This is a genomic window from Streptomyces sp. NPDC056128 (assembly GCF_042263835.1).
Classification (GTDB): Bacteria; Actinomycetota; Actinomycetes; order Streptomycetales; family Streptomycetaceae; genus Streptomyces.
The window spans coordinates 1-18,224 of record NZ_JBHJVQ010000016.1 but is presented as its reverse complement, the minus strand read 5'-3'; the positions used below and the strand labels follow the sequence as shown (position 1 = coordinate 18,224).

The 18,224-nt window shown below is 71.2% G+C and carries 19 protein-coding genes; 7 read left to right on the top strand and 12 right to left on the bottom strand.

Annotation, left to right across the window (positions count from 1 at the left end; all coding sequences use genetic code 11):
• Position 1: 1 nt before the first annotated feature.
• From ACFC1X_RS25700 to ACFC1X_RS25655, 10 genes are all read right to left on the bottom strand, one after another.
• A complete protein-coding gene (locus tag ACFC1X_RS25700) occupies positions 2-1,378 on the bottom strand; it encodes a cytochrome P450 (protein ID WP_376357362.1) in 1,377 nt (458 codons plus the stop codon).
• On the bottom strand, positions 1,375-2,460 hold the full coding sequence (gene cyc1 / locus ACFC1X_RS25695) for an epi-isozizaene synthase (RefSeq protein WP_376357360.1): 1,086 nt from the start codon (positions 2,458-2,460) through the stop codon (positions 1,375-1,377). Before cyc1 ends, ACFC1X_RS25700 begins: the two co-directional genes overlap by 4 nt.
• Before the next feature lie 248 nt (positions 2,461-2,708).
• Positions 2,709-3,359, bottom strand: coding sequence for a peptide deformylase (def, locus tag ACFC1X_RS25690; protein WP_376357358.1), 651 nt, complete (start codon positions 3,357-3,359; stop codon positions 2,709-2,711).
• A 125-nt stretch (positions 3,360-3,484) separates the two neighbouring features.
• Entirely contained in the window at positions 3,485-4,465 is a 981-nt protein-coding gene (locus ACFC1X_RS25685; protein WP_161329950.1) for a hypothetical protein, read from the bottom strand.
• Between the two features lie 113 nt (positions 4,466-4,578).
• Positions 4,579-5,895 carry an HD-GYP domain-containing protein gene (locus ACFC1X_RS25680; RefSeq protein ID WP_376357546.1) on the bottom strand — a complete coding sequence of 439 codons (1,317 nt, stop codon included), beginning with the start codon at positions 5,893-5,895 and terminating at the stop codon, positions 4,579-4,581.
• A gap of 29 nt (positions 5,896-5,924) precedes the next feature.
• Positions 5,925-7,259 (bottom strand): HD-GYP domain-containing protein, encoded by a 1,335-nt coding sequence (locus ACFC1X_RS25675; protein WP_376357356.1) that lies wholly within the window; start codon positions 7,257-7,259, stop codon positions 5,925-5,927.
• Between the two features lie 109 nt (positions 7,260-7,368).
• Positions 7,369-7,680, bottom strand: a complete 312-nt coding sequence (gene rsrA, locus ACFC1X_RS25670) for a mycothiol system anti-sigma-R factor (RefSeq protein ID WP_125491929.1) — start codon at positions 7,678-7,680, stop codon at positions 7,369-7,371.
• A complete protein-coding gene (gene sigR / locus ACFC1X_RS25665) occupies positions 7,677-8,360 on the bottom strand; it encodes an RNA polymerase sigma factor SigR (protein ID WP_234955406.1) in 684 nt (227 codons plus the stop codon). Before sigR ends, rsrA begins: the two co-directional genes overlap by 4 nt.
• A gap of 257 nt (positions 8,361-8,617) precedes the next feature.
• Complete coding sequence (locus ACFC1X_RS25660) at positions 8,618-9,292, bottom strand: alpha/beta family hydrolase (RefSeq protein ID WP_376357354.1); 675 nt, start codon at positions 9,290-9,292, stop codon at positions 8,618-8,620.
• 1 nt (position 9,293) lies between these two features.
• Positions 9,294-10,109, bottom strand: a complete 816-nt coding sequence (locus ACFC1X_RS25655) for an SOS response-associated peptidase (RefSeq protein ID WP_376357352.1) — start codon at positions 10,107-10,109, stop codon at positions 9,294-9,296.
• 50 nt (positions 10,110-10,159) lie between these two features.
• On the opposite strand from ACFC1X_RS25655, the gene ACFC1X_RS25650 reads away from it, so the two are divergent.
• The 4 genes from ACFC1X_RS25650 to ACFC1X_RS25635 all read left to right on the top strand — a co-directional run bounded on the left by ACFC1X_RS25650 (position 10,160) and on the right by ACFC1X_RS25635 (position 13,788).
• Positions 10,160-10,882 (top strand): M50 family metallopeptidase, encoded by a 723-nt coding sequence (locus ACFC1X_RS25650; protein WP_376357350.1) that lies wholly within the window; start codon positions 10,160-10,162, stop codon positions 10,880-10,882.
• 134 nt (positions 10,883-11,016) lie between these two features.
• Entirely contained in the window at positions 11,017-12,333 is a 1,317-nt protein-coding gene (gene aroA / locus ACFC1X_RS25645) for a 3-phosphoshikimate 1-carboxyvinyltransferase (protein ID WP_376357348.1), read from the top strand.
• A 12-nt stretch (positions 12,334-12,345) separates the two neighbouring features.
• Positions 12,346-13,359, top strand: a complete 1,014-nt coding sequence (rsgA, locus tag ACFC1X_RS25640; protein WP_376357346.1) for a ribosome small subunit-dependent GTPase A — start codon at positions 12,346-12,348, stop codon at positions 13,357-13,359.
• 105 nt (positions 13,360-13,464) lie between these two features.
• Entirely contained in the window at positions 13,465-13,788 is a 324-nt protein-coding gene (locus ACFC1X_RS25635) for a DMT family transporter (protein WP_376357344.1), read from the top strand.
• Positions 13,789-13,798: 10 nt separating this feature from the next.
• Here ACFC1X_RS25635 and ACFC1X_RS25630 read toward each other — a convergent pair whose 3' ends face one another.
• Positions 13,799-14,410: a TetR/AcrR family transcriptional regulator gene (locus ACFC1X_RS25630; RefSeq protein ID WP_307015034.1), complete on the bottom strand. Its 612-nt coding sequence runs from the start codon at positions 14,408-14,410 to the stop codon at positions 13,799-13,801.
• Between the two features lie 189 nt (positions 14,411-14,599).
• Here ACFC1X_RS25630 and hisN point away from each other — a divergent pair, with 189 nt between their 5' ends.
• Both hisN and ACFC1X_RS25620 read left to right on the top strand, forming a co-directional pair.
• On the top strand, positions 14,600-15,400 hold the full coding sequence (gene hisN, locus ACFC1X_RS25625; RefSeq protein WP_376357342.1) for a histidinol-phosphatase: 801 nt from the start codon (positions 14,600-14,602) through the stop codon (positions 15,398-15,400).
• Positions 15,401-15,533: 133 nt separating this feature from the next.
• A complete protein-coding gene (locus ACFC1X_RS25620; protein ID WP_161329940.1) occupies positions 15,534-15,941 on the top strand; it encodes a cyclic nucleotide-binding/CBS domain-containing protein in 408 nt (135 codons plus the stop codon).
• Between the two features lie 89 nt (positions 15,942-16,030).
• On the opposite strand, the gene ACFC1X_RS25615 is transcribed toward ACFC1X_RS25620, so the two are convergent.
• The gene (locus ACFC1X_RS25615) at positions 16,031-17,482 is read right to left on the bottom strand and encodes a catalase (RefSeq protein WP_376357339.1); all 1,452 of its coding nucleotides are present in this window, start codon (positions 17,480-17,482) and stop codon (positions 16,031-16,033) included.
• A 144-nt stretch (positions 17,483-17,626) separates the two neighbouring features.
• Between ACFC1X_RS25615 and ACFC1X_RS25610 the strand changes: the two genes are divergently transcribed.
• Positions 17,627-18,043, top strand: a complete 417-nt coding sequence (locus ACFC1X_RS25610) for a Fur family transcriptional regulator (RefSeq protein ID WP_125491922.1) — start codon at positions 17,627-17,629, stop codon at positions 18,041-18,043.
• The last annotated feature ends 181 nt before the right edge of the window (positions 18,044-18,224 follow it).

Genomic DNA, 18,224 nt, shown 5'->3' with positions numbered 1-18,224 from the left:
GTCACCGTGCCACGGGCCTGACCAGCAGGTCGTGCGGGCGCAGGGTGATGCCGACCCGGACGGCGTCGTTCGAGCCCGCCACCTGCTCGAAGCGGTACTTCGTGGCGAGCGCGGCCGTGATCAGCGTCAGCTGTGCCATGGAGAAGTGGTCGCTGGGGCACTTGCGATTGCCCACGCTGAACGGCTTCATGGCGTATTTCGGCACATTCCGCGCCCGCTCCGGAAGCCAGCGGTCCGGGTCGAACTCCAGGTTGTCGGCGTACGACTTCGCATCGCGCTGGATTGCGTACGGACTGTAGATGATGTCCGAACCGGCCGGAATGCGATAGCCACCGAGTTCGGTCTCGGCCACCGAGCGCCGGGTCAATACCCATACGGCCGGGCGCAAACGCATGGCTTCCACGATGACATTGCCGGTGTGCGTGAGCTTGCGGACGTCCCCGAATGCCACGGGGCGTCCGCCGGTCACCGCTTCGACTTCGTCGCGTATGCGGTCGGCATGTTCCGGGTGGTCGGCAAGTGCCTGCAGCAACCACATGATCGTGGAGGCGATGGTTTCACTGCCCGGGGTGAGTATCGCGACGACCTGGTCGTGGATCTCCTGTTCCCCGATCGGGTCGCCATTGTCGTCCTTCGCCTCCAGCAATGCCGTGAGCAAATCGTCCGGCTTTTGACCGGATGCGCGGCGCTCGGCGATGATCTCGTCCACCAGCAGATGCAGATCGGCCAACGCGTTGTTGAATTTGCGGTTGGCCGGAAGGGGCAGCCGGTAGAGCGGTCCGAGCGGGACGACCATGCGCCGGTACATGCCCCGGAAGACGGTCGCGAGGGCGACGCACAGCCGCTCGGCGCGCTCGTCCATGTACTGCCCGCGCAGCAGGCAGCGGGCCGCGACGCGCACCGCCACCCGGAAGGACTCGGAGGTCGCGTCGACGGTCCGGCCCGGCCGCCAGCGCTCGGCGAGCGCGTGCGCCTCCTCCTCCATGATCGGCCCGTACGCGGGGATGGCGTCGAGTTTGAAGGCCGGCTGGATGGTGCGCCGCTGACGCCGGTGGAGTGGGCCGTTGGCGGTCGCCACGCCCTCCTTGCCGAGCAGGCCCTCCAGCGACTCCCACAGCGGACCGGCTATGTGGTAGTCGGGGCTCAGCGCGAGGGCCCCGGTGAGTTCGGGGGCGGTGACCGCGTAGACGGTCTTCGGACCCAGCTTGATGCGCACGATGTCGCCGTGGTCGCGCAGCTGGGACATGTAGGCCAGCGGGTCGCGGGCCAGCCGCCATCCGTGGCCGAGCAGCGGTACGCCGCCACCCGCGAAGGGCGGCTCGCGCAGGTCCGGCGCCACTTCCTCGCGGGTCTCGGGGTTGACGGACTCGACGGTCATTTCTCACCTGCCGCTTCGTTGTTGACGTACGGGGGTGTGGACCGGTCGTCCCAGCTGTCGACCATGTACCGGCCGGACTCGTGATGGAACCAGTACACGGAACTGAACCAGTTCCGCATATTGCCGACGTTGGCCCGCACGGCCCCGCTCAGTTCCTTTCCGCGTACGGTTCCGTCGGCGAGTCCGTCGGCGAAACGTAACGCGTCCTGCTCCACCGCGAGGAATTCGGTGATGGATTCCTCGACGCGTCGCCTGACTTCTACGATGGCTTCTTCCAGGGTGAGTCCCTCATGTGTGATGAGACTGATGCCGAGATTGTGGACCTCGTCGCCCGCGATTTCCTTGGGCAGGGAGCAGAGGTCGTTGTACCAGGCGGCGAATTCCTGACTCAGCAGCGCCGCCCTGCGATATGCCGGGTGTTTCCGTACCGCGTCCGGCAGTTCGCAGCCCGCGCTCGGCTCCAGCAGGTCGGTCCAGATCCAGTGGGCGAAGGTGAGCCGGCGCAGTTCGAGATACTCCTCGACTCCGGGCACGATTCCGCGGGTGCGGTTGTGGAATTCCCGGTCGTACGCCTCGATCACCGCGTGGAAGTGCCGGGCGAACCGGGCGTTCCAGGTCGTCGGCAGGAAGGCGTACAGGCGCCGCACGCTGTCGGCGAACCCGGCCACCAGGGTGTCCTCGTGGTGCAGGTGTTCCCCGGGTGAGTCGAGTGCCGTGTGCAGCAGGTCGCGCAGTCGCCGCCAGGCGCCGGCCCGGCCGTGGACGATGTCCCGGTCGTGCCGGTCGTCCCAGACGAAGAACCACGCGCTGTAGTCCGCTATCGCCTGCAGGACCGGCTCGGGGGCGCCCAGGTAGTACCCCGCCATGAGGTCCGTGTAGCACAGGCCGTCGGCATATTCCTCGACCTTGTCCGCCGGCATGAGCCGTTTTTCGAGCAGCCAGGTACGCGTCTTCTCCTGGAGCTTCGGCCAATACGGGTGCAGTTGCCGGGGAAATGCCGCCTCGATCACCGGGAGACGGAGCGATGGCGGTACTGCGATCGCGGTCGGTGTCGCTGTGGTGCCGTGTGGGAAAGCATGCACGAACAAACCCCTCTCAGCCGCCGGTGGCGCACCCCTCTCGCTGAGCGGGGCGTGCGCCGTTGCGTATCCCCGCACTTCCCATTCAGCACCACAACTGACCGTTCTGGGAACGGATTTGCTCCATTCACTACCCCTGATGCCGGAATTCTCCTGTTGTGTGGCAGGTTTCGACAGACGAACGGCGCCCACCCGGGTGAGACCCGAACAGGCGCCGTGCGCAAGGGAGATGTGTGACTGGTGGGGCGGTGTCAGTCGTTCGCGACCACGGGGTAACGCGGCTCGTTCTCGGCCATCTGCCGCAGCGCGTCCTTGCGTTCACGCTTGGAGAGCCGGTCGATGTACAGGTACCCGTACAGATGGTCCGTCTCGTGCTGCAAACACCGTGCGAAGTAGCCGGTGCCGCGCACCTTGACCGGGTTGCCCTTCTCGTCCTGCCCGGTCACCTCGGCGTAGTCGGGGCGGGCCAGCGGCGCGTAGGCGGTCGGCACGGACAGGCAGCCCTCGTTGCTGTCGTCGAGGCGGCGCCGGTCGGCGGGCAGTTCGACGAGGACCGGGTTGCAGACCACGCCGACGTGGCGGAGGCCCTCGTCGTCGGGGCAGTCGTAGACGAAGACCTTCTGGGAGACGCCGATCTGGTTGGCGGCCAGGCCCACGCCCTCGGCGGTGCGCTGGCTGGCGAACATGTCCGCCACCAGCTGCTGGAACTCCTCGCCGAAGTCGGTGACGTCCGCGCACTCCGTGTGCAGCACCGGATTGCCGACCACCGTGATCGGACGCGAGGCGCCCCGCTCACGCCAGGCCGCCTCGCGCTCCTCGCAGTCCTCGGTGTCGACGACGAACCCCTCGTCGTCCACGGGGAGCACGCCCACGTGCTGCTGATCGGTGTCCTGCTGGGCCATGACCGACGTATGCCTTCCTGGATGAACCTGGCTGAATGCTTGATACAGGGTACGGTGACGCGCCCCGACAGGGGCGCGGGGAACTGCGCGACCAGCCACAACGGACGGACGACGAAGGAACGACCTCAGCAGACCTCTTCCAGATCCCGCCAATCCCGAGAATCAGGACTATCGGCAACCCACCCGTCCAACAACCCCCTCACCAACGCAGCCGGCGCAGCCACCCCGCACTCCCGCTCCGGCACCCACAGCTGCCCGTCCGTACGGTGCCCGAGGGGCCCGGGATGTCCCGGTTCGCTGTGGTCGTGCGGGTCGAGGTGCTCGCCCTCGCCCTCGTCGGACGGCATCCGTGACTCCGAGCACATCCGGCACAGCAGCCGGACCGAGGACGACCAGTCCTCGGCGGCGAACCCGGCGTCGGCCGCCAGCTGCTCCAGCGCGTCCCGGTCGGACTCGGTGGCCGCCTCCAGGAGGACGACCCAGGTGGGCACGGGCGACGGCGCCCACAGCTCGATCTCGTCGAAGACGGGGTAGGAGTGCCCGGCCGCGGTGGACCGCTCTCCGTGCGGCACCCCGTCGTGCAGGACGACCTCGCCCCAGCGCCGCCCGGAGGACGGCAGCGGAATGGACAGCACCTCCACGCGGGCGGGGTCCAGGCGCCGCCCCCACACGACCTCGGCCTCCCCCTCCGGGGACAGCCGTACGGCCGCGCTGCCGAGTTCCATGCCGAGCGGCTCACCGGCGTCCGTCGCGTCCCCGGGGGTGCGCAGCCCGTACGCCTGCCAGGCCCGGCGGGCCAGCGGCCAGTCCTGCAGAGCGGTCGCCGCGATGCCGACGTTCCACCAGTCGGGGGCGCCGGTGTCCCGGTCGAGGAGCGCGACGGCCCGCAGCCCGGCCGCTCTGGCCTGCTCCCAGTCGTGCCGGAACTTGTGCAGCAGGGCGAGGTTGAACCACGACTCCGACAGCCAGGGTTCCAGGTCGGCGGCCCGCGTCAGCAGCGCCCCCGCGTCCTCGTAGCGACCGTCGCCGATCAGCGTGAACGCGCGGTCGGTGGCCTGCCGCCAGGAGGCGGAGGGCCGGTGCCGTGCCTTGCCGAAGATCCTCACGATTCCCGCCTGCCAGTTCCGTTCTGTGGGCTGGCTGTGCCTTTCGCGCCCCCGGACACCCTTTCCTGCGCATCAAACCACGTACGGCTGTAGAGGCGCTCATTACCCATGGGTTACCCAGCCGAGGGCGAGGTAAGACTGCCTCGCGAAAGCACTCGGGCCAGTGCTTCCACCACGTCCGGAGCGTAGTCGTCAGCGGTGGCCAGGCGCAGCTCCTCCAGGGCCGTGAGACCGCCGCCGGGACCGGCGTCCTGCGCCTTCTCCTCGTAGGCGTTCACGACCCGTACGATCCGCGCGGCCGGCGGCTGCTCCCGGCAGGGGTCGGCCTGGCGCTCCACGACCACCGCGACGGCCGGGTCGACGCCGGTCTGGCGGACCACGGCGCCGCCGAGCAGCGCGATCCGCCGCTGTTCCGGGGCGGGCAGGCCGGCGGTGGCACCCGCCGGGACCGGGTCGACCAGGCTGAGCTGGCCGATGTCGTGCATCAGGGCCGCGTACTCCAGCACGGTCAGCTCGGCCCCCGACAGCCCCAGGTCGCGCCCCACGGCCCCGCTCAGCTCGGCGACGCGGCGCGCGTGCCCGGCCGGGGTGTATCCGGCGATCTCGGTGGCTCTGGCCAGGGACGCGATGGTCTGCCGGTAGGTGGCCCGGACGGCCGCGTACCGGCGGTAGGACAGCTGGGCGAGCAGCAGCGGCACGCAGAAGACGGGGAGCGCCCAGAGGCCGGCGACGCCCACCGCGAGCGCCATCACCACCCCGGTCGCGCACACCGCGGAGGTGATCCCGACCATGCCGCGCAGCTCCTCGCGCAGCAGCGGGCCGAAGGGCCAGCCGGTGCGCGCGTGCGCGGGCGCCGCGGCGAGCACGGCGTCGCACAGCGTGGTCAGGGCGAGCAGCGCGATCAGCAGCAGCGCGTACGCGGGGCCGCCCCAGTCGCGGAAGGTGCCCTGGCCGGAGAGCGGCTGGAAGCACACGGCGGCGAAGGCGACGGTGAGCACGCGCCGCGCCAGGTGGTCGAGGACGGGCCCGCTGCCGCGGGCTACGTAGGGCACGCTGCCGGCCAGCGAGGCGGCGAGGACGACGGTGACGGTCTGGGCGACGCCGTGCGGGGCGGGCCGCCCGGCGACCTCCCCGAGCAGCGCGTACGCCAGTGCCCCGGCGGCGCCGAGCGGTGCTGCCTCCCGGGCCTCGGCGTCGGCGCGGCGGGTCAGCTCACCGAGGGCGACCAGCACACCGAAGGCGAGCGCGACGGGCCGGTGGACGAGCCCCGACCACAGCACGGAGGTGAGGCAGAGCACGGCGACGAGTCCGGCGGCGGCGCGGATGAGGCGGGGGGTCAGCGGAGGCCGACCCCGTAGCCGGGGGACCAGAGGAGACCGCCCCCGTAGCCGGGGGACCAGAGGAGACCGACCCCGTAGCCGGGGGACCAGAGGAGGCCGGTCCCGCGGCCGGGGCTCGCTCATACGGCACGCCTCCCGACGCTGTCGCGCGCGCCCGCGCCGCGGGACCGGCCGGGGATCGCCGCGGCCGTCGGGAGTGCGGGGGTGCCGTCGGCCGTGACCGACGGGTGCCAGCCGTGCCGCCCCAGGGCGCGGACCAGTGCGCCCACCATCCGGGGGTCGAACTGTCTGCCCGCACACCGTTGGAGCTCCTCCACCGCCGCGGCGACGGGGCGGGCCCTGCGGTAGGAGCGGGTGGAGGTCATCGCGTCGAAGGCGTCGGCGACGGCCACCACGCGGGCCGACTCGGGGATGCGGTCGCCGACGAGGCCGTAGGGGTAGCCGCTGCCGTCCAGCCGTTCGTGGTGGTGGAGGACGGCGGCCCGGGCCTCCCCCAGGAAGCGGATGCCGCGCACCATCTCGTGCCCGTACTCCGGGTGCAGTTCGATCACCCGCCGCTCCTCGGGCGTCAGCGCCCCCTCCTTGCGCAGCAGCCGGGTGGGCACGCCGAGCTTGCCCACGTCGTGCAGGATGCCGGCGAAGCGGAGCGTCTCGACCCGCTCGTCGTCCATGCCCAGCTCGCGGGCGATCATCATGGTGGCCCGGCCGACGCGCTCACTGTGTCCGCGGGTGTAGCCGTCCTTGATGTCGACGGCCTGCACCAGCGCGCGGATGGTCGCCTGGTGCGCGGCCCGCTCCCGGTGGTACTGGGCGAACGCCCACCACGCGACACACATCGGCAGCAGCACGAGCAGCGCGGCCACCGGACCGTACGGGCTGCGCCACAGGACGGCCATCATCAGCCCGGCGAGCCCGTGCACGGCGACCGGCCCGAGCGTCCTGGGGAACAGCCCCCGCCACGCCCGGCTCGCCGGCACGTGGTCGGCGAGGGTCAGGATGCCGCCGTCCAGCAGGGCGAGCACCAGGCAGAACGCCAGTACCGCGGCCCCGGCCAGCACGAGCGCGTACGGGAAGTCGGGCTCGACGAGCGCGTCCCGCCCGCCGAGCCGCCCGTGGACGTACGCGGCGGCCCAGACGGCGAGCGTCAGCTGCGCGGCCCGCCAGACACGCCGCAGCGCGAAGGGCCGCCTGGGCACCGGGGACAGCAGGGCTCCCGGCAGTGCGACGAGCGCCGCGGCGGACGGCGGGAGCAGGAAGGCACCGGCGAGCAGGACGGGGTAGCAGGTACCGACGGAGCGGGACCGCGCGACCAGCTCGGAGCCCGCGTACAGCCCGGCGAGGAGCAGCACCGCCCACCAGGGGGCGGGTATCGCGGGCAGCGGCCGCAGGCAGAGCAGTGCGGCCACGACGACACCGGCGACGTACACGCGCGCCCGCGCCGGTACCGCGTCCATGAGCCCCTCCCCCGACCACGCCTGTCAGGCTCCGGAGCCTAGGGCGGCGGTGGGGAGGCCGCGGACAGATAACCCGCGGATTAGCACGTACGAGTGACCCGGGGAGGGCTCAGGACTCCTGGGGAGTCGGCGGTGCGGCCGTGACATCGTGCTCGGGCACGGACTGTCCCGACCGGATCAGGTCGAGCCTGCCCATGACCTTGGCGCGCAGGTCACCCGGCACGTCGTCCTGTCCGCAGCAGCGCTTGACCAGCTTCTTCACGGCCTGCTCCAGCCCGTACTTCTCCAGGCAGGGCGAGCACTCCTCGAAGTGGTGCTCGAACTTCACGCAGTCCGAGTCCGGCATCTCCTTGTCGAGGAACTCGTAGAGATGATCGAGGATTTCGCTGCAATCCGTCTCGTGCGGCTCTCCGCAGCTCATGACCCCGAGCCTTTCGCTTCGTTCGACTCTCCGGCGCCGGCCGGGACCAGGCCGCGGTCGCGGGCGTAGTCCTCCAGCATGCCGCGCAGCTGACGGCGTCCACGGTGCAGCCGGGACATCACCGTACCGATGGGTGTCCCCATGATGTCGGCGATCTCCTTGTAGGCAAACCCCTCGACATCCGCCAGATAGACGGCGATGCGGAACTCCTCGGGGATGGCCTGGAGCGCCTGCTTCACGTCCGAGTCGGGCAGGTGGTCCAGCGCCTGCGACTCGGCGGAGCGCAGACCGGTCGACATGTGCGACTCGGCACGCGCGAGCTGCCAGTCCTCGATCTCCTCGGCCGCGCTGCGCTGGGGCTCGCGCTGCTTCTTGCGGTACGAGTTGATGAAGGTGTTGGTGAGGATGCGGTACAGCCACGCCTTGAGGTTGGTGCCCTCGCGGAACTGGTGGAAGGACGCGTACGCCTTGGCGTAGGTCTCCTGCACCAGGTCCTCGGCGTCGGCCGGATTACGCGTCATGCGCAGCGCGGCCGAGTACATCTGGTCGAGGAACTCCAGCGCGTCCCGCTCGAAGCGCGCGCTGCGCTCGGCGGTCGACTCCGCGCTCGTGCCCCGGCCCTCGGGCTGCTCCGCCTGGCCGTGTTCGGTCCCTGCGTCGGTCCCAGTGACCGGACCCACCTCCTCCAGTGACGTCGTGAAACCGAGACCGGCCCCACTCGAATCGGAGGATAGACGACGATCCGGTCCGCCCGCCGCCCGAATAGGGGCGGTCTTCGCCGCGTGCAGCACCGTCCAGTCCAGGTCGGCGCGGCTGCTGCGACTCGGGCAGAAGGCTGAACCCATGCGGCGGACTTCCTCTCGTACGGCGTCGGTGCTGATTCTCAGCAACGTACGTCCGCCACAACAGTGGGCGCACGCCGGTCATTCCCAGGCGTTCACCCGAGTGAGCCGACCCACTTCGCGACCCCCTCGGTGATCAGCTCCAGGGCCGCCTCCTGCGTGATCTCCGCCCGCTTGGGCACGGCGAAGCCGTGGTCGCCGTAGGGCACCTCGACGAGGTCGTACGTCCCCTCGGGAGCCTCGGGGAACTCCGCCGGCCTGCCGAAGGGGTCGTTGCCGCCCTGTACGACGAGGGTGGGGACACCGGCCCCGAGCAGTTCGTCGGCGCGGGACTTCTCGGGCTTGCCCGGCGGGTGCAGGGGGAAGCTCAGGGCGAGGACGGCGTGGGCGCCCAGTTCGCGGGCGGTGCGGCAGGCGACGCGGGCGCCGGCGCTGCGGCCGCCCGAGATCACGGGCAGTCCCGGTGCGGCCAGCGCGGGCCAGATGCCGCGCCAGCCGGTGTCGAGGGTCTTCGGCGCGGGCGCCAGCTTCTTTCCGGCCACCCGCCAGGGCTGCTCGACCAGGGCCACGGTCACTCCGTGGGCGGGCAGCGCGGCCGCCAGCGCCCGCAGGTCGCGTGCCTCGATGCCGCCGCCGGCGCCGTGGCTCGCGGCGAGGACGAGGCGGGGCTTCCTCGCCCGGTGCCAGGTGATGCGGGCGGGTCCGGCGTCGGTCTCTACCGCCTCGACCGCCTCGGGCTTCTCCTGCGTCTCCTTCGTCACATGCGTCACGTCAGAAGAGTGTGCCCTCTTCCGGCGCCTCCAGCTCCTTGAGCAGCTCCGGCCCGTTGTTGCGGACGTTGCTGACCGCGGTGGAGACCGGGAACGCCCGCATCATTCCGGCGGGCGGGGGCGCCAGCAGGGAGGTCAGCTCGTCGGGGTCGGTGCGCGCCGGGTCGAGCCAGTCGTCCCAGCGGTCCGGCGTCAGCATCAGGGGCATCCGGGGGTGGATGTCGGAGAGCGCGTGCGGCCCGTCGGCCGGGGCGACCGCCAGTGGTGTGGTCTCGGCCTCGGTCGTGATCACCGAGCACGTCACCCACCAGGCCTGCGGGTGGTCGTCCGGCAGCGTCCCGTCCCGCCAGAACTCGTACAGCCCGGCCATGGCGAACACGGACCCGTCGGCCGGTGTCACGAAGTACGGCTGCTTGCGGGGCCGCTTCTTGCGTCCCTCGACCTCGAGGTCCCGCTCCTGCTTGCCGGTGACCCACTCGTAGTAGCCGTCGGCGGGCAGGATGCAGCGCCTGGTGCTGAAGGCGCGCCGGTAGGAGGGCTTCTCGTGGACGGTCTCCGCGCGGGCGTTGATCATCCGGGCCCCGCCCTCGGGCGTCTTGGACCAGGACGGGACGAGCCCCCACTTCAGCTTCCGCAGCTGGCGAACCGGATCCGGGTCCTCGGCGTCCTTCAGGGGACGGTCCAGAACGGCGTAGACCTCCTTGGTGGGCGCCACGTTGTAGTCGGGCTCCAAGCTCTCCTTGGGCTCCCACTTCTCGATCTCGAAGATTCCCGCGAGATCCTCGGGTCGACGACTCGCCGCATACCGTCCGCACATACGTGCCACACTGCCAGACCCCGCGCCCACACGAGGAGCCCTCACCGAACATGGACCACCTCGCAACGGCCTCGCTCACCTCTCTGTGGGACGAGGTCTCCGGCACCCAGCCCGATCCCGACCTGTGGGTGGTGGTCGCGGCCCTGGTGGCCGCGCTGGTCGTCGTCGTGCCGCACCGGCCGTGGCGGATAGCGCGCAACGCGATCACCATCGCGCACGAGGGCGGCCACGGGCTCGTGGCGCTGCTGACCGGCCGCACGCTGACCGGGATCACCCTGCACTCGGACACCAGCGGCCTGACGGTGAGCCGCGGCAAGCCGACCGGCGTCGGGATGATCCTGACGGCGGTGGCCGGCTACACCGCTCCCCCGCTGCTCGGCCTCGGCGGCGCCGCGCTGCTGGCCGCGGGGCGCATCACGCTGCTGCTGTGGCTGGCGACGGCGCTGCTCGTCGCCCTGCTGGTGATGGTCCGCAACGCCTACGGGATGCTGACGGTGGTACTCACCGGCGGCACGTTCGTCCTGGTCTCCTGGCTGGCCGGACCGCAGGTGCAGGCGGCGTTCGCGTACGCGGTGGTCTGGTTCCTGCTGCTCGGCGGGGTGCGTCCGGCCTTCGAGCTGCAGGCCAAGCGGGCCCGGGGCGGCGCCGGCGACTCGGACGCGGACCAGCTGGCCCGGCTGACCCACGCGCCGGCGGGGGTCTGGTTCTTCCTGTTCCACGCGGTGTCGCTGTGCTCGCTGGTCGGCGGGGGACGCTGGCTGCTGGAGCTGTGACGCACGGGCGCCCGCACGCGCCCGGATACACGCGCCCGCATATATGCACGGCATGTGCACTGTCGCGATTTCGGTCAGGTTTCGCCGCTTTTGATCAAGATCTCCGATCGGCTTCAGCCATTAAAGTGGGGCCCATGACCGCGAACCCCACGCACACCGCCCTCTGGCCCGCACCGCACGCGAGCGGAGCCGTCGACGCGACCGTCCATGTGCCCGGGTCCAAGTCGGTCACCAACCGCGCCCTGGTGCTGGCCGCCCTCGCCTCCGAGCCCGGCTGGCTGCGCCGTCCGCTGCGCTCCCGCGACACCCTGCTGATGGCCGAGGCGCTGCGCGCGATGGGCGTCGAGATCGAGGAGGGCGTCGGCCCGGACGGCAGCGGTGAGTTCTGGCGGGTCATCCCGGCGGGACTGCGCGGCCCGGCCACGGTCGACGTCGGCAACGCGGGCACGGTCATGCGCTTCCTGCCGCCGGTCGCCACCCTCGTGGACGGTCCCGTCCGCTTCGACGGCGATCCGCGGTCCTACGAGCGTCCGCTGCACGGCGTGATCGACGCGCTGCGCGTCCTGGGTGCCCGCGTCGACGACGACGGGCGCGGCGCGCTGCCGCTGACCGTGCACGGCGGGGGCGCGCTGGAGGGCGGCCCGGTCGAGATCGACGCGTCGTCGTCCTCGCAGTTCGTCAGCGCCCTGCTGCTGTCCGGCCCGCGCTTCAACCAGGGCGTCGAGGTCCGCCACACCGGCTCCGCGCTGCCGTCCATGCCGCACATCCGGATGACCGTCGACATGCTGCGCTCGGTGGGCGCCCAGGTCGACACCCCGGAGTCGGGCGGCGAGCCGAACGTCTGGCGGGTCACGCCGGGCGCGCTCCTCGGCCGGGACCTGACGGTCGAGCCGGACCTGTCCAACGCCCAGCCGTTCCTGGCCGCGGCCCTGGTCACCGGCGGCAAGGTCGTGATCCCCGACTGGCCGTCCCAGACCACCCAGCCCGGCGACCGGCTGCGGGAGATCTTCACCGAGATGGGCGGTTCCTGCGAACTGGCCGACTACGGACTGGTCTTCACCGGATCGGGCGCCATTCACGGCATCGACGTCGACCTCGGCGAGGTCGGCGAGCTGACCCCGGGCATCGCGGCCGTCGCCGCCCTCGCGGACTCCCCCTCGACCCTGCGCGGGGTGGCGCACCTGCGGCTGCACGAGACGGACCGCCTGGCCGCGCTCACCAAGGAGATCAACGAACTCGGCGGCGACGTCACCGAGACCGCCGACGGTCTGCACATCCGCCCGCGCCCCCTGCACGGCGGCGTCTTCCACACGTACGAGGACCACCGCATGGCCACCGCCGGCGCGATCCTCGGTCTCGCGGTCGAGGGAGTGCGGATCGAGAACGTGGCGACGACGGCCAAGACCCTGCCCGACTTCCCCGACCTGTGGACCGGGATGCTCGGGGCGTAGGGACTGTTCGCCATGCGCCGCTACGGCAAGCACACCGACGAGGACGACATCCGCTCCCGCCCCAACCGCAAGGGCAACCGGCCGCGCACCCACATCCGGCCCAAGCACGAGGACGCCGCCGAGGGCCTGGTCCTCACCGTGGACCGCGGCCGGCTGACCTGCCTGGTCGAGGACCGGATCGTGATGGCGATGAAGGCCAGGGAACTGGGCCGCAAGGCGGCGATCGTCGGCGACCGGGTGGCACTGGTCGGCGACCTCACCGGCAAGAAGGACACGCTCGCGCGCATCGTCCGCATCGAGGAGCGCACCTCGGTCCTGCGCCGCACGGCGGACGACGACGACCCCTACGAGCGCGTGGTCGTCGCCAACGCCGACCAGCTCGCCATCGTCACCGCCCTGGCCGACCCGGAGCCGCGCCCCCGCCTGATCGACCGCTGCCTGGTCGCGGCGTTCGACGGCGGCCTCACCCCGCTGCTGGTCATGACCAAGTCGGACCTGGCGCCGCCGGACGAACTCCTGGAGCTGTACGGCGCGTTGGACATCCCGTACGTCGTCACCAGTCGCGAGGAGCTGGAGAACGGCGCCGCGGCCGGCCTCGTGCGCGAGCACCTGGACGGGAAGATCACGGCTTTCGTCGGCCACTCCGGTGTCGGCAAGACGACGCTCGTCAACACCCTGGTGCCGGAGGACCGCCGCCGGGTGACGGGCCATGTGAACGCGGTGACGGGCCGCGGCCGGCACACCACGACCTCGGCCCTCGCCCTGCCGCTGTCGTCCAAGGCGGGCGGCTGGGTCGTCGACACCCCGGGCGTACGGTCGTTCGGGCTGGCGCACATCGATCCGTCGCGGGTCATCAACGCCTTCCCCGACCTGGTGCCCGGCACGGAGGGGTGCCCCCGCGCGTGCAGCCACGACGAGCAGGACTGCGCGCTGGACGCGTGGGTCGCCGAGGGCCACGCCGACCCGGCACGGCTGTACTCGCTGCGCCGGCTGCTGTCGACGCGCGAGCGGAAGGAAGGCGACTGACCTCCGCGTTGTTTGCCGTGCCGTGGCACCGGCAAGTGCATAATCGCACCAAACCGGAACCAACCCCGAGCACGGTCACGGTACGGGACTACGGGAGGACAAGACATGGCGTGGCTGCTGGTCATAGTGGCCGGGTTGCTCGAGACCGGCTTCGCCGTCTGCCTGAAGCTGTCGCACGGCTTCACCCGGCTCTGGCCCACCGTCGCCTTCTGCGCCTTCGCCCTGGGCAGTTTCGGCCTGCTGACGCTGGCACTGAAGAGGCTCGACGTCGGCCCCGCGTACGCGGTGTGGACCGGCATCGGCGCCGCGGGCACCGCCATCTACGGCATGGTCTTCCTCGGCGACGTGGTCTCGACCCTGAAGATCGTCTCGATCAGCTTCGTCATCATCGGCGTGGTCGGGCTCCAGTTGTCGGGCTCGGCGCACTGAGCCGCGTCCGCTACGCCATCGACCGGCGCGGCAGGGCGGTGCGCACGAGGTCGGCCACACCGCCCTCACCGGGCGGTGCCGCGACGCAGGACAGGGCGAGCCGCACGGCCAGTTCGCAGGAGCGGGCCAGCTCGACGGCGTCCGGAGGGGCGAGCGGGTCGGCGCCGTACAGGACGGCCACGGCACGGTCGCGGACGAGGGCCACGAAATCGCCGGGCGAGGGCAGCGGGCCGTCGGCCCGGCGCTGGGCCGGTGCGGCGGAGGAGGACGGCACGGCCGTCAGCTCCGGTGCGGGCAGCCGCTCGCTCCAGCAGCCGGTGAGCAGCGCCCGGACCAGCGCGTTCTCGTGGGCGGCGGACATCATCCACTCGGCGGTCGCGGTGAGCCGCTCACGCGGGTCGCTGGGCCCGGCGAGCGCGCGGTCCACGCCGGCGAGATAGCCGTCGGCCTCCCGCCGGACGAGCGCCCGCGCGAGGCCCTCCTTGCTGCCGAACTCGTTGTACAGCGTCTGCCGGGACACCCCGGCCGCCGCCGCGACGTCCACCATCCGCACGGCGGACCACGGCCGACGCGCCAACGCCTGGTAAGCGGCGTCGAGCAGGGACTCCCGGGCTGCGGGCACCGTCGCCTCCCTCGGGCCGAGCGGCTTCGTGCCCAGATTTGACGGGTATGGGGTCACTGTCAAGGGTCCTCGCGCCGGGGCGGGCACAGCTGTGGGGCGCACCCGCCCCCTCGGCGCCCCCTCCGTGATCCGCCACGCCCGCCAAACCCCTGGTGGCTCCCGCGCGTCCCGGGCCTATACGGTTGCCGCATGCCCGACTACCTCGACGACCTCCGCCTCGCCCACGTGCTCGCCGACGCCGCCGACGCGGCGACGATGGACCGCTTCAAGGCCCTCGACCTCAAGGTCGAGACGAAGCCGGACATGACCCCGGTGAGCGAGGCGGACAAGGCCGCCGAGGAACTCATCCGCGGCCACCTCGCCCGCGCCCGGCCCCGCGACTCGGTGCAGGGCGAGGAGTTCGGCACCACGGGCGCCGGCACCCGTCGCTGGGTGATCGACCCGATCGACGGCACCAAGAACTACGTCCGGGGCGTCCCCGTCTGGGCCACCCTCATCGCGCTCATGGAGGCCGGCGAGGGGGGCTACCAGCCCGTGGTGGGACTGGTCTCCGCCCCTGCCCTCGGGCGCCGCTGGTGGGCGGTGCAGGACCACGGCGCGTTCACCGGCCGCAGCCTGACCTCCGCCTCCAGGCTCCGGGTCTCCCAGGTGTCCACGCTCCCGGACGCCTCGTTCGCGTACTCGTCGCTCAGCGGCTGGGAGGAGCAGGGGCGACTGGACGGCTTCCTCGACCTCACCCGCGAGGTGTGGCGCACGCGCGCGTACGGCGACTTCTGGCCGTACATGATGGTCGCCGAGGGCTCGGTGGACATCTGCGCCGAACCCGAGCTGTCCCTCTGGGACATGGCCGCGAACGCCATCATCGTCACGGAGGCCGGCGGCACCTTCACCGGCCTCGACGGCCGCCACGGCCCGCACAGCGGCAACGCGGCGGCATCGAACGGCCGCCTGCACGACGAACTCCTCGGCTATCTGAACCAGCGCTACTGAGCGCCCGCCGACTCCCCCTCCACGCCCCCTTGTTGACCCCCGCTTTACCTGCCACCCTGAGAGTTCCCCCACTTGTGAACTTGTGAATCCATGAACTAACTCATGGATCACCGGCAGGAGGTGGCTCCACCCCATGCTCGTCCGCGAAGTCATGAGCAAGGTAGTCCTCACCATCGGCCCCGCCCACACACTCCGCCAGTCCGCCGCCCTGATGTCCGCACGCGGCGTCGGCGCGGCCGTGGTGTACGACCCGGACGCCGACGGCATCGGCATCCTCACCGAACGCGACGTCCTGGTCTCCGTGGGCCAGGGCCAGGACCCGGACACCGAGCGCGCCCACGCCCACACCACCACCGACGTCGTCTTCGCCGCACCGTCCTGGACCGTGGAGGAGGCGGCCGCGGCGATGGCGCACGGCGGTTTCCGCCACCTCATCGTGCTCGAGGGCGGCGAGCCGGCCGGCATCGTCTCGGTGCGCGACATCATCCGCTGCTGGGCGCCGGAGCGTTCGCGGCCGGGCGCCCCGGCGGTGACGGCCTGACGGCCTGACGGGCAGAACGACGAAACGGGCCGGACCCCCGTCCCCGGGGATCCGGCCCGCCGCCGCGACAAGCGGTCCAGTACTGGACGTCAGCCGCGCAGGGCCTGGACCGCGGCCTCCAGCCGCTTGCCGAAGTCACCGTCGGCCTGACGGAAGTTGTTCACCGCGCGCTCGACGATGTCGTCGCGCGAGACGTCGGAGAGGGCACCGGCCAGGTTGTCGATCAGCCGCCCCTTCTCCTCCTCCGTCATCAGCCGGTAGAGGTTGCCCGCCTGGACGAAGTCGTTGTCCTCGGCGTGCGACGGAGCCTCGGTCTCGCCGGTGACACCGGAGACCGCGACCGGCTGCCACAGCGCGCGGTCCGTCTGGAACGGGCCCCCGAAGCTGTTCGGCTCGTAGTTCTTCGCGCCCTTGTGGCGGCCGTCGTACAGGAAGCCGTCACGGGAGTTGGTGCGCGCCTCGGTGGCGTGCGGGCGGTTCACCGGGAGGTGGTCGGCGTTGATGCCGACGCGGTAGCGGTGGGCGTCACCGTAGGCGAAGAGGCGGCCCTGGAGCATCTTGTCCGGGGACGGGCCGATGCCGGGCACGAAGTGCGACGGGGAGAAGATCGACTGCTCGACCTCGGCGAAGACGTTCTCCGGGTTGCGGTTGAGCTCCAGCTTGCCGAACTCGATGACCGGGTAGTCCGCGTGCGGCCACACCTTGGTCAGGTCGAACGGGTTGAAGCGGTACTTCGCCGCCTCGGCGACGGGCATGATCTGCACGCCGACGGTCCAGGACGGGAACTCGCCCCGCTCGATCGCCTGACGCAGGTCGCGCTGGTGCGAGTCGGGGTCGGCACCGGCGAGCGTGTCGGCCTCGGCCTGGGTGAGGGTCTTGATGCCCTGGTCCGTCTTGAAGTGGTACTTCACCCAGAAGGCTTCGCCGGCCTCGTTGCTCCACTGGTAGGTGTGCGAGCCGAAGCCGTCCATGTGGCGGTACGACGCCGGGATGCCGCGGTCACCGAAGAGCCAGGTCACCTGGTGCGTCGACTCCGGCGACAGGCTCCAGAAGTCCCAGACGTTGTCCATCTCGGTCGAGCCCGTGTACGGGTCGCGCTTCTGGGTGTGGATGAAGTCGGGGAACTTGATGGCGTCCTTGATGAAGAACACCGGGGTGTTGTTGCCGACGAGGTCGTAGTTGCCCTCCTCGGTGTAGAACTTCAGCGCGAAGCCGCGCGGGTCCCGGACGGCGTCCGGCGCGCCCAGGTTGCCGGCCACGGTGGAGAAGCGGAGGAAGGTCTCCGTCTCCTTGCCCACCTCGGAGAGGAAGTTCGCGCGGGTGTACGGGGTGACGTCGGCGGTGACGGTGAAGGTGCCGTACGCGCCGGCGCCGCGGGCGTGCACGACGCGCTCCGGGATGCGCTCCCGGTTGAAGTGGGCCAGCTTCTCCAGCAGGAGCTGGTCCTGGACGAGCACGGGGCCGCCGACGCCCGCGGTCTCGCTGTTCTGGTTGTCGGCTACCGGTGCACCGGCTTCCGTAGTGAGCGGTCCCTGAGTCACGTACGCCTCCTGCGCCAATCCTGCAAAACCTGTCCCTTGGCTAATGCCGTTCTCGATCCTACAATGGACAATGTCTAAGTCAAGCACGGCTCCAAAGTCACACCTGTTCGGGACCTGGTCCCCCTAGCTGCTAGGCTGGTCTGTATGAGTGACCTACTGGAACGGCTGCGTGGTCGCGGCTGGCGCATGACCGCGCAACGGCGCGTCGTGGCCGAGGTCCTCGACGGCGAACACGTCCATCTGACGGCCGACGAGGTGCACGCCAGGGCCGTGGGCAGGCTCCCGGAGATCTCCCGGGCGACGGTCTACAACACCCTGGGCGAGCTGGTCTCGCTCGGTGAGGTGCTGGAGGTCGCGACGGACAAGCGCGCCAAGCGCTACGACCCGAACGCGCACACGCCCCACCACCACCTGGTCTGCGCCCAGTGCGGCGCGATCCGCGACGTCCACCCGACGGGCAACCCGATGGCGGACCTCCCCGACTCGGAGCGCTTCGGCTTCACCGTCTCGGACGTCGAGGTGACCTACCGCGGCACCTGCCCGAACTGCGCGGCGGCGTAGGTCCCACCAGCACGCACGAAGCCCCGGCACCGATGGTGCCGGGGCTTCGTCATGACCGTGACCGGGGTTTCGCCCTCGGGCTCACCGTGAACGCACCGAGGGCCGGAACCCTTTCGGGTTCCGGCCCTCGGCCTTCAGTAGCGGGGACAGGATTTGAACCTGCGACCTCTGGGTTATGAGC

Bases quoted from the DNA above. Each gene is read 5' to 3' on its own strand.
- ACFC1X_RS25700 (WP_376357362.1), bottom strand. From the start codon at position 1,378: ATGACCGTCGAGTCCGTCAACCCCGAGACCCGCGAGGAAGTGGCGCCG.
- def (WP_376357358.1), bottom strand. From the start codon at position 3,359: ATGGCCCAGCAGGACACCGATCAGCAGCACGTGGGCGTGCTCCCCGTG.
- ACFC1X_RS25675 (WP_376357356.1), bottom strand. From the start codon at position 7,259: ATGGACGCGGTACCGGCGCGGGCGCGCGTGTACGTCGCCGGTGTCGTC.
- rsrA (WP_125491929.1), bottom strand. From the start codon at position 7,680: ATGAGCTGCGGAGAGCCGCACGAGACGGATTGCAGCGAAATCCTCGAT.
- ACFC1X_RS25655 (WP_376357352.1), bottom strand. From the start codon at position 10,109: ATGTGCGGACGGTATGCGGCGAGTCGTCGACCCGAGGATCTCGCGGGA.
- ACFC1X_RS25650 (WP_376357350.1), top strand. From the start codon at position 10,160: ATGGACCACCTCGCAACGGCCTCGCTCACCTCTCTGTGGGACGAGGTC.
- aroA (WP_376357348.1), top strand. From the start codon at position 11,017: ATGACCGCGAACCCCACGCACACCGCCCTCTGGCCCGCACCGCACGCG.
- rsgA (WP_376357346.1), top strand. From the start codon at position 12,346: ATGCGCCGCTACGGCAAGCACACCGACGAGGACGACATCCGCTCCCGC.
- ACFC1X_RS25635 (WP_376357344.1), top strand. From the start codon at position 13,465: ATGGCGTGGCTGCTGGTCATAGTGGCCGGGTTGCTCGAGACCGGCTTC.
- hisN (WP_376357342.1), top strand. From the start codon at position 14,600: ATGCCCGACTACCTCGACGACCTCCGCCTCGCCCACGTGCTCGCCGAC.
- ACFC1X_RS25620 (WP_161329940.1), top strand. From the start codon at position 15,534: ATGCTCGTCCGCGAAGTCATGAGCAAGGTAGTCCTCACCATCGGCCCC.
- ACFC1X_RS25610 (WP_125491922.1), top strand. From the start codon at position 17,627: ATGAGTGACCTACTGGAACGGCTGCGTGGTCGCGGCTGGCGCATGACC.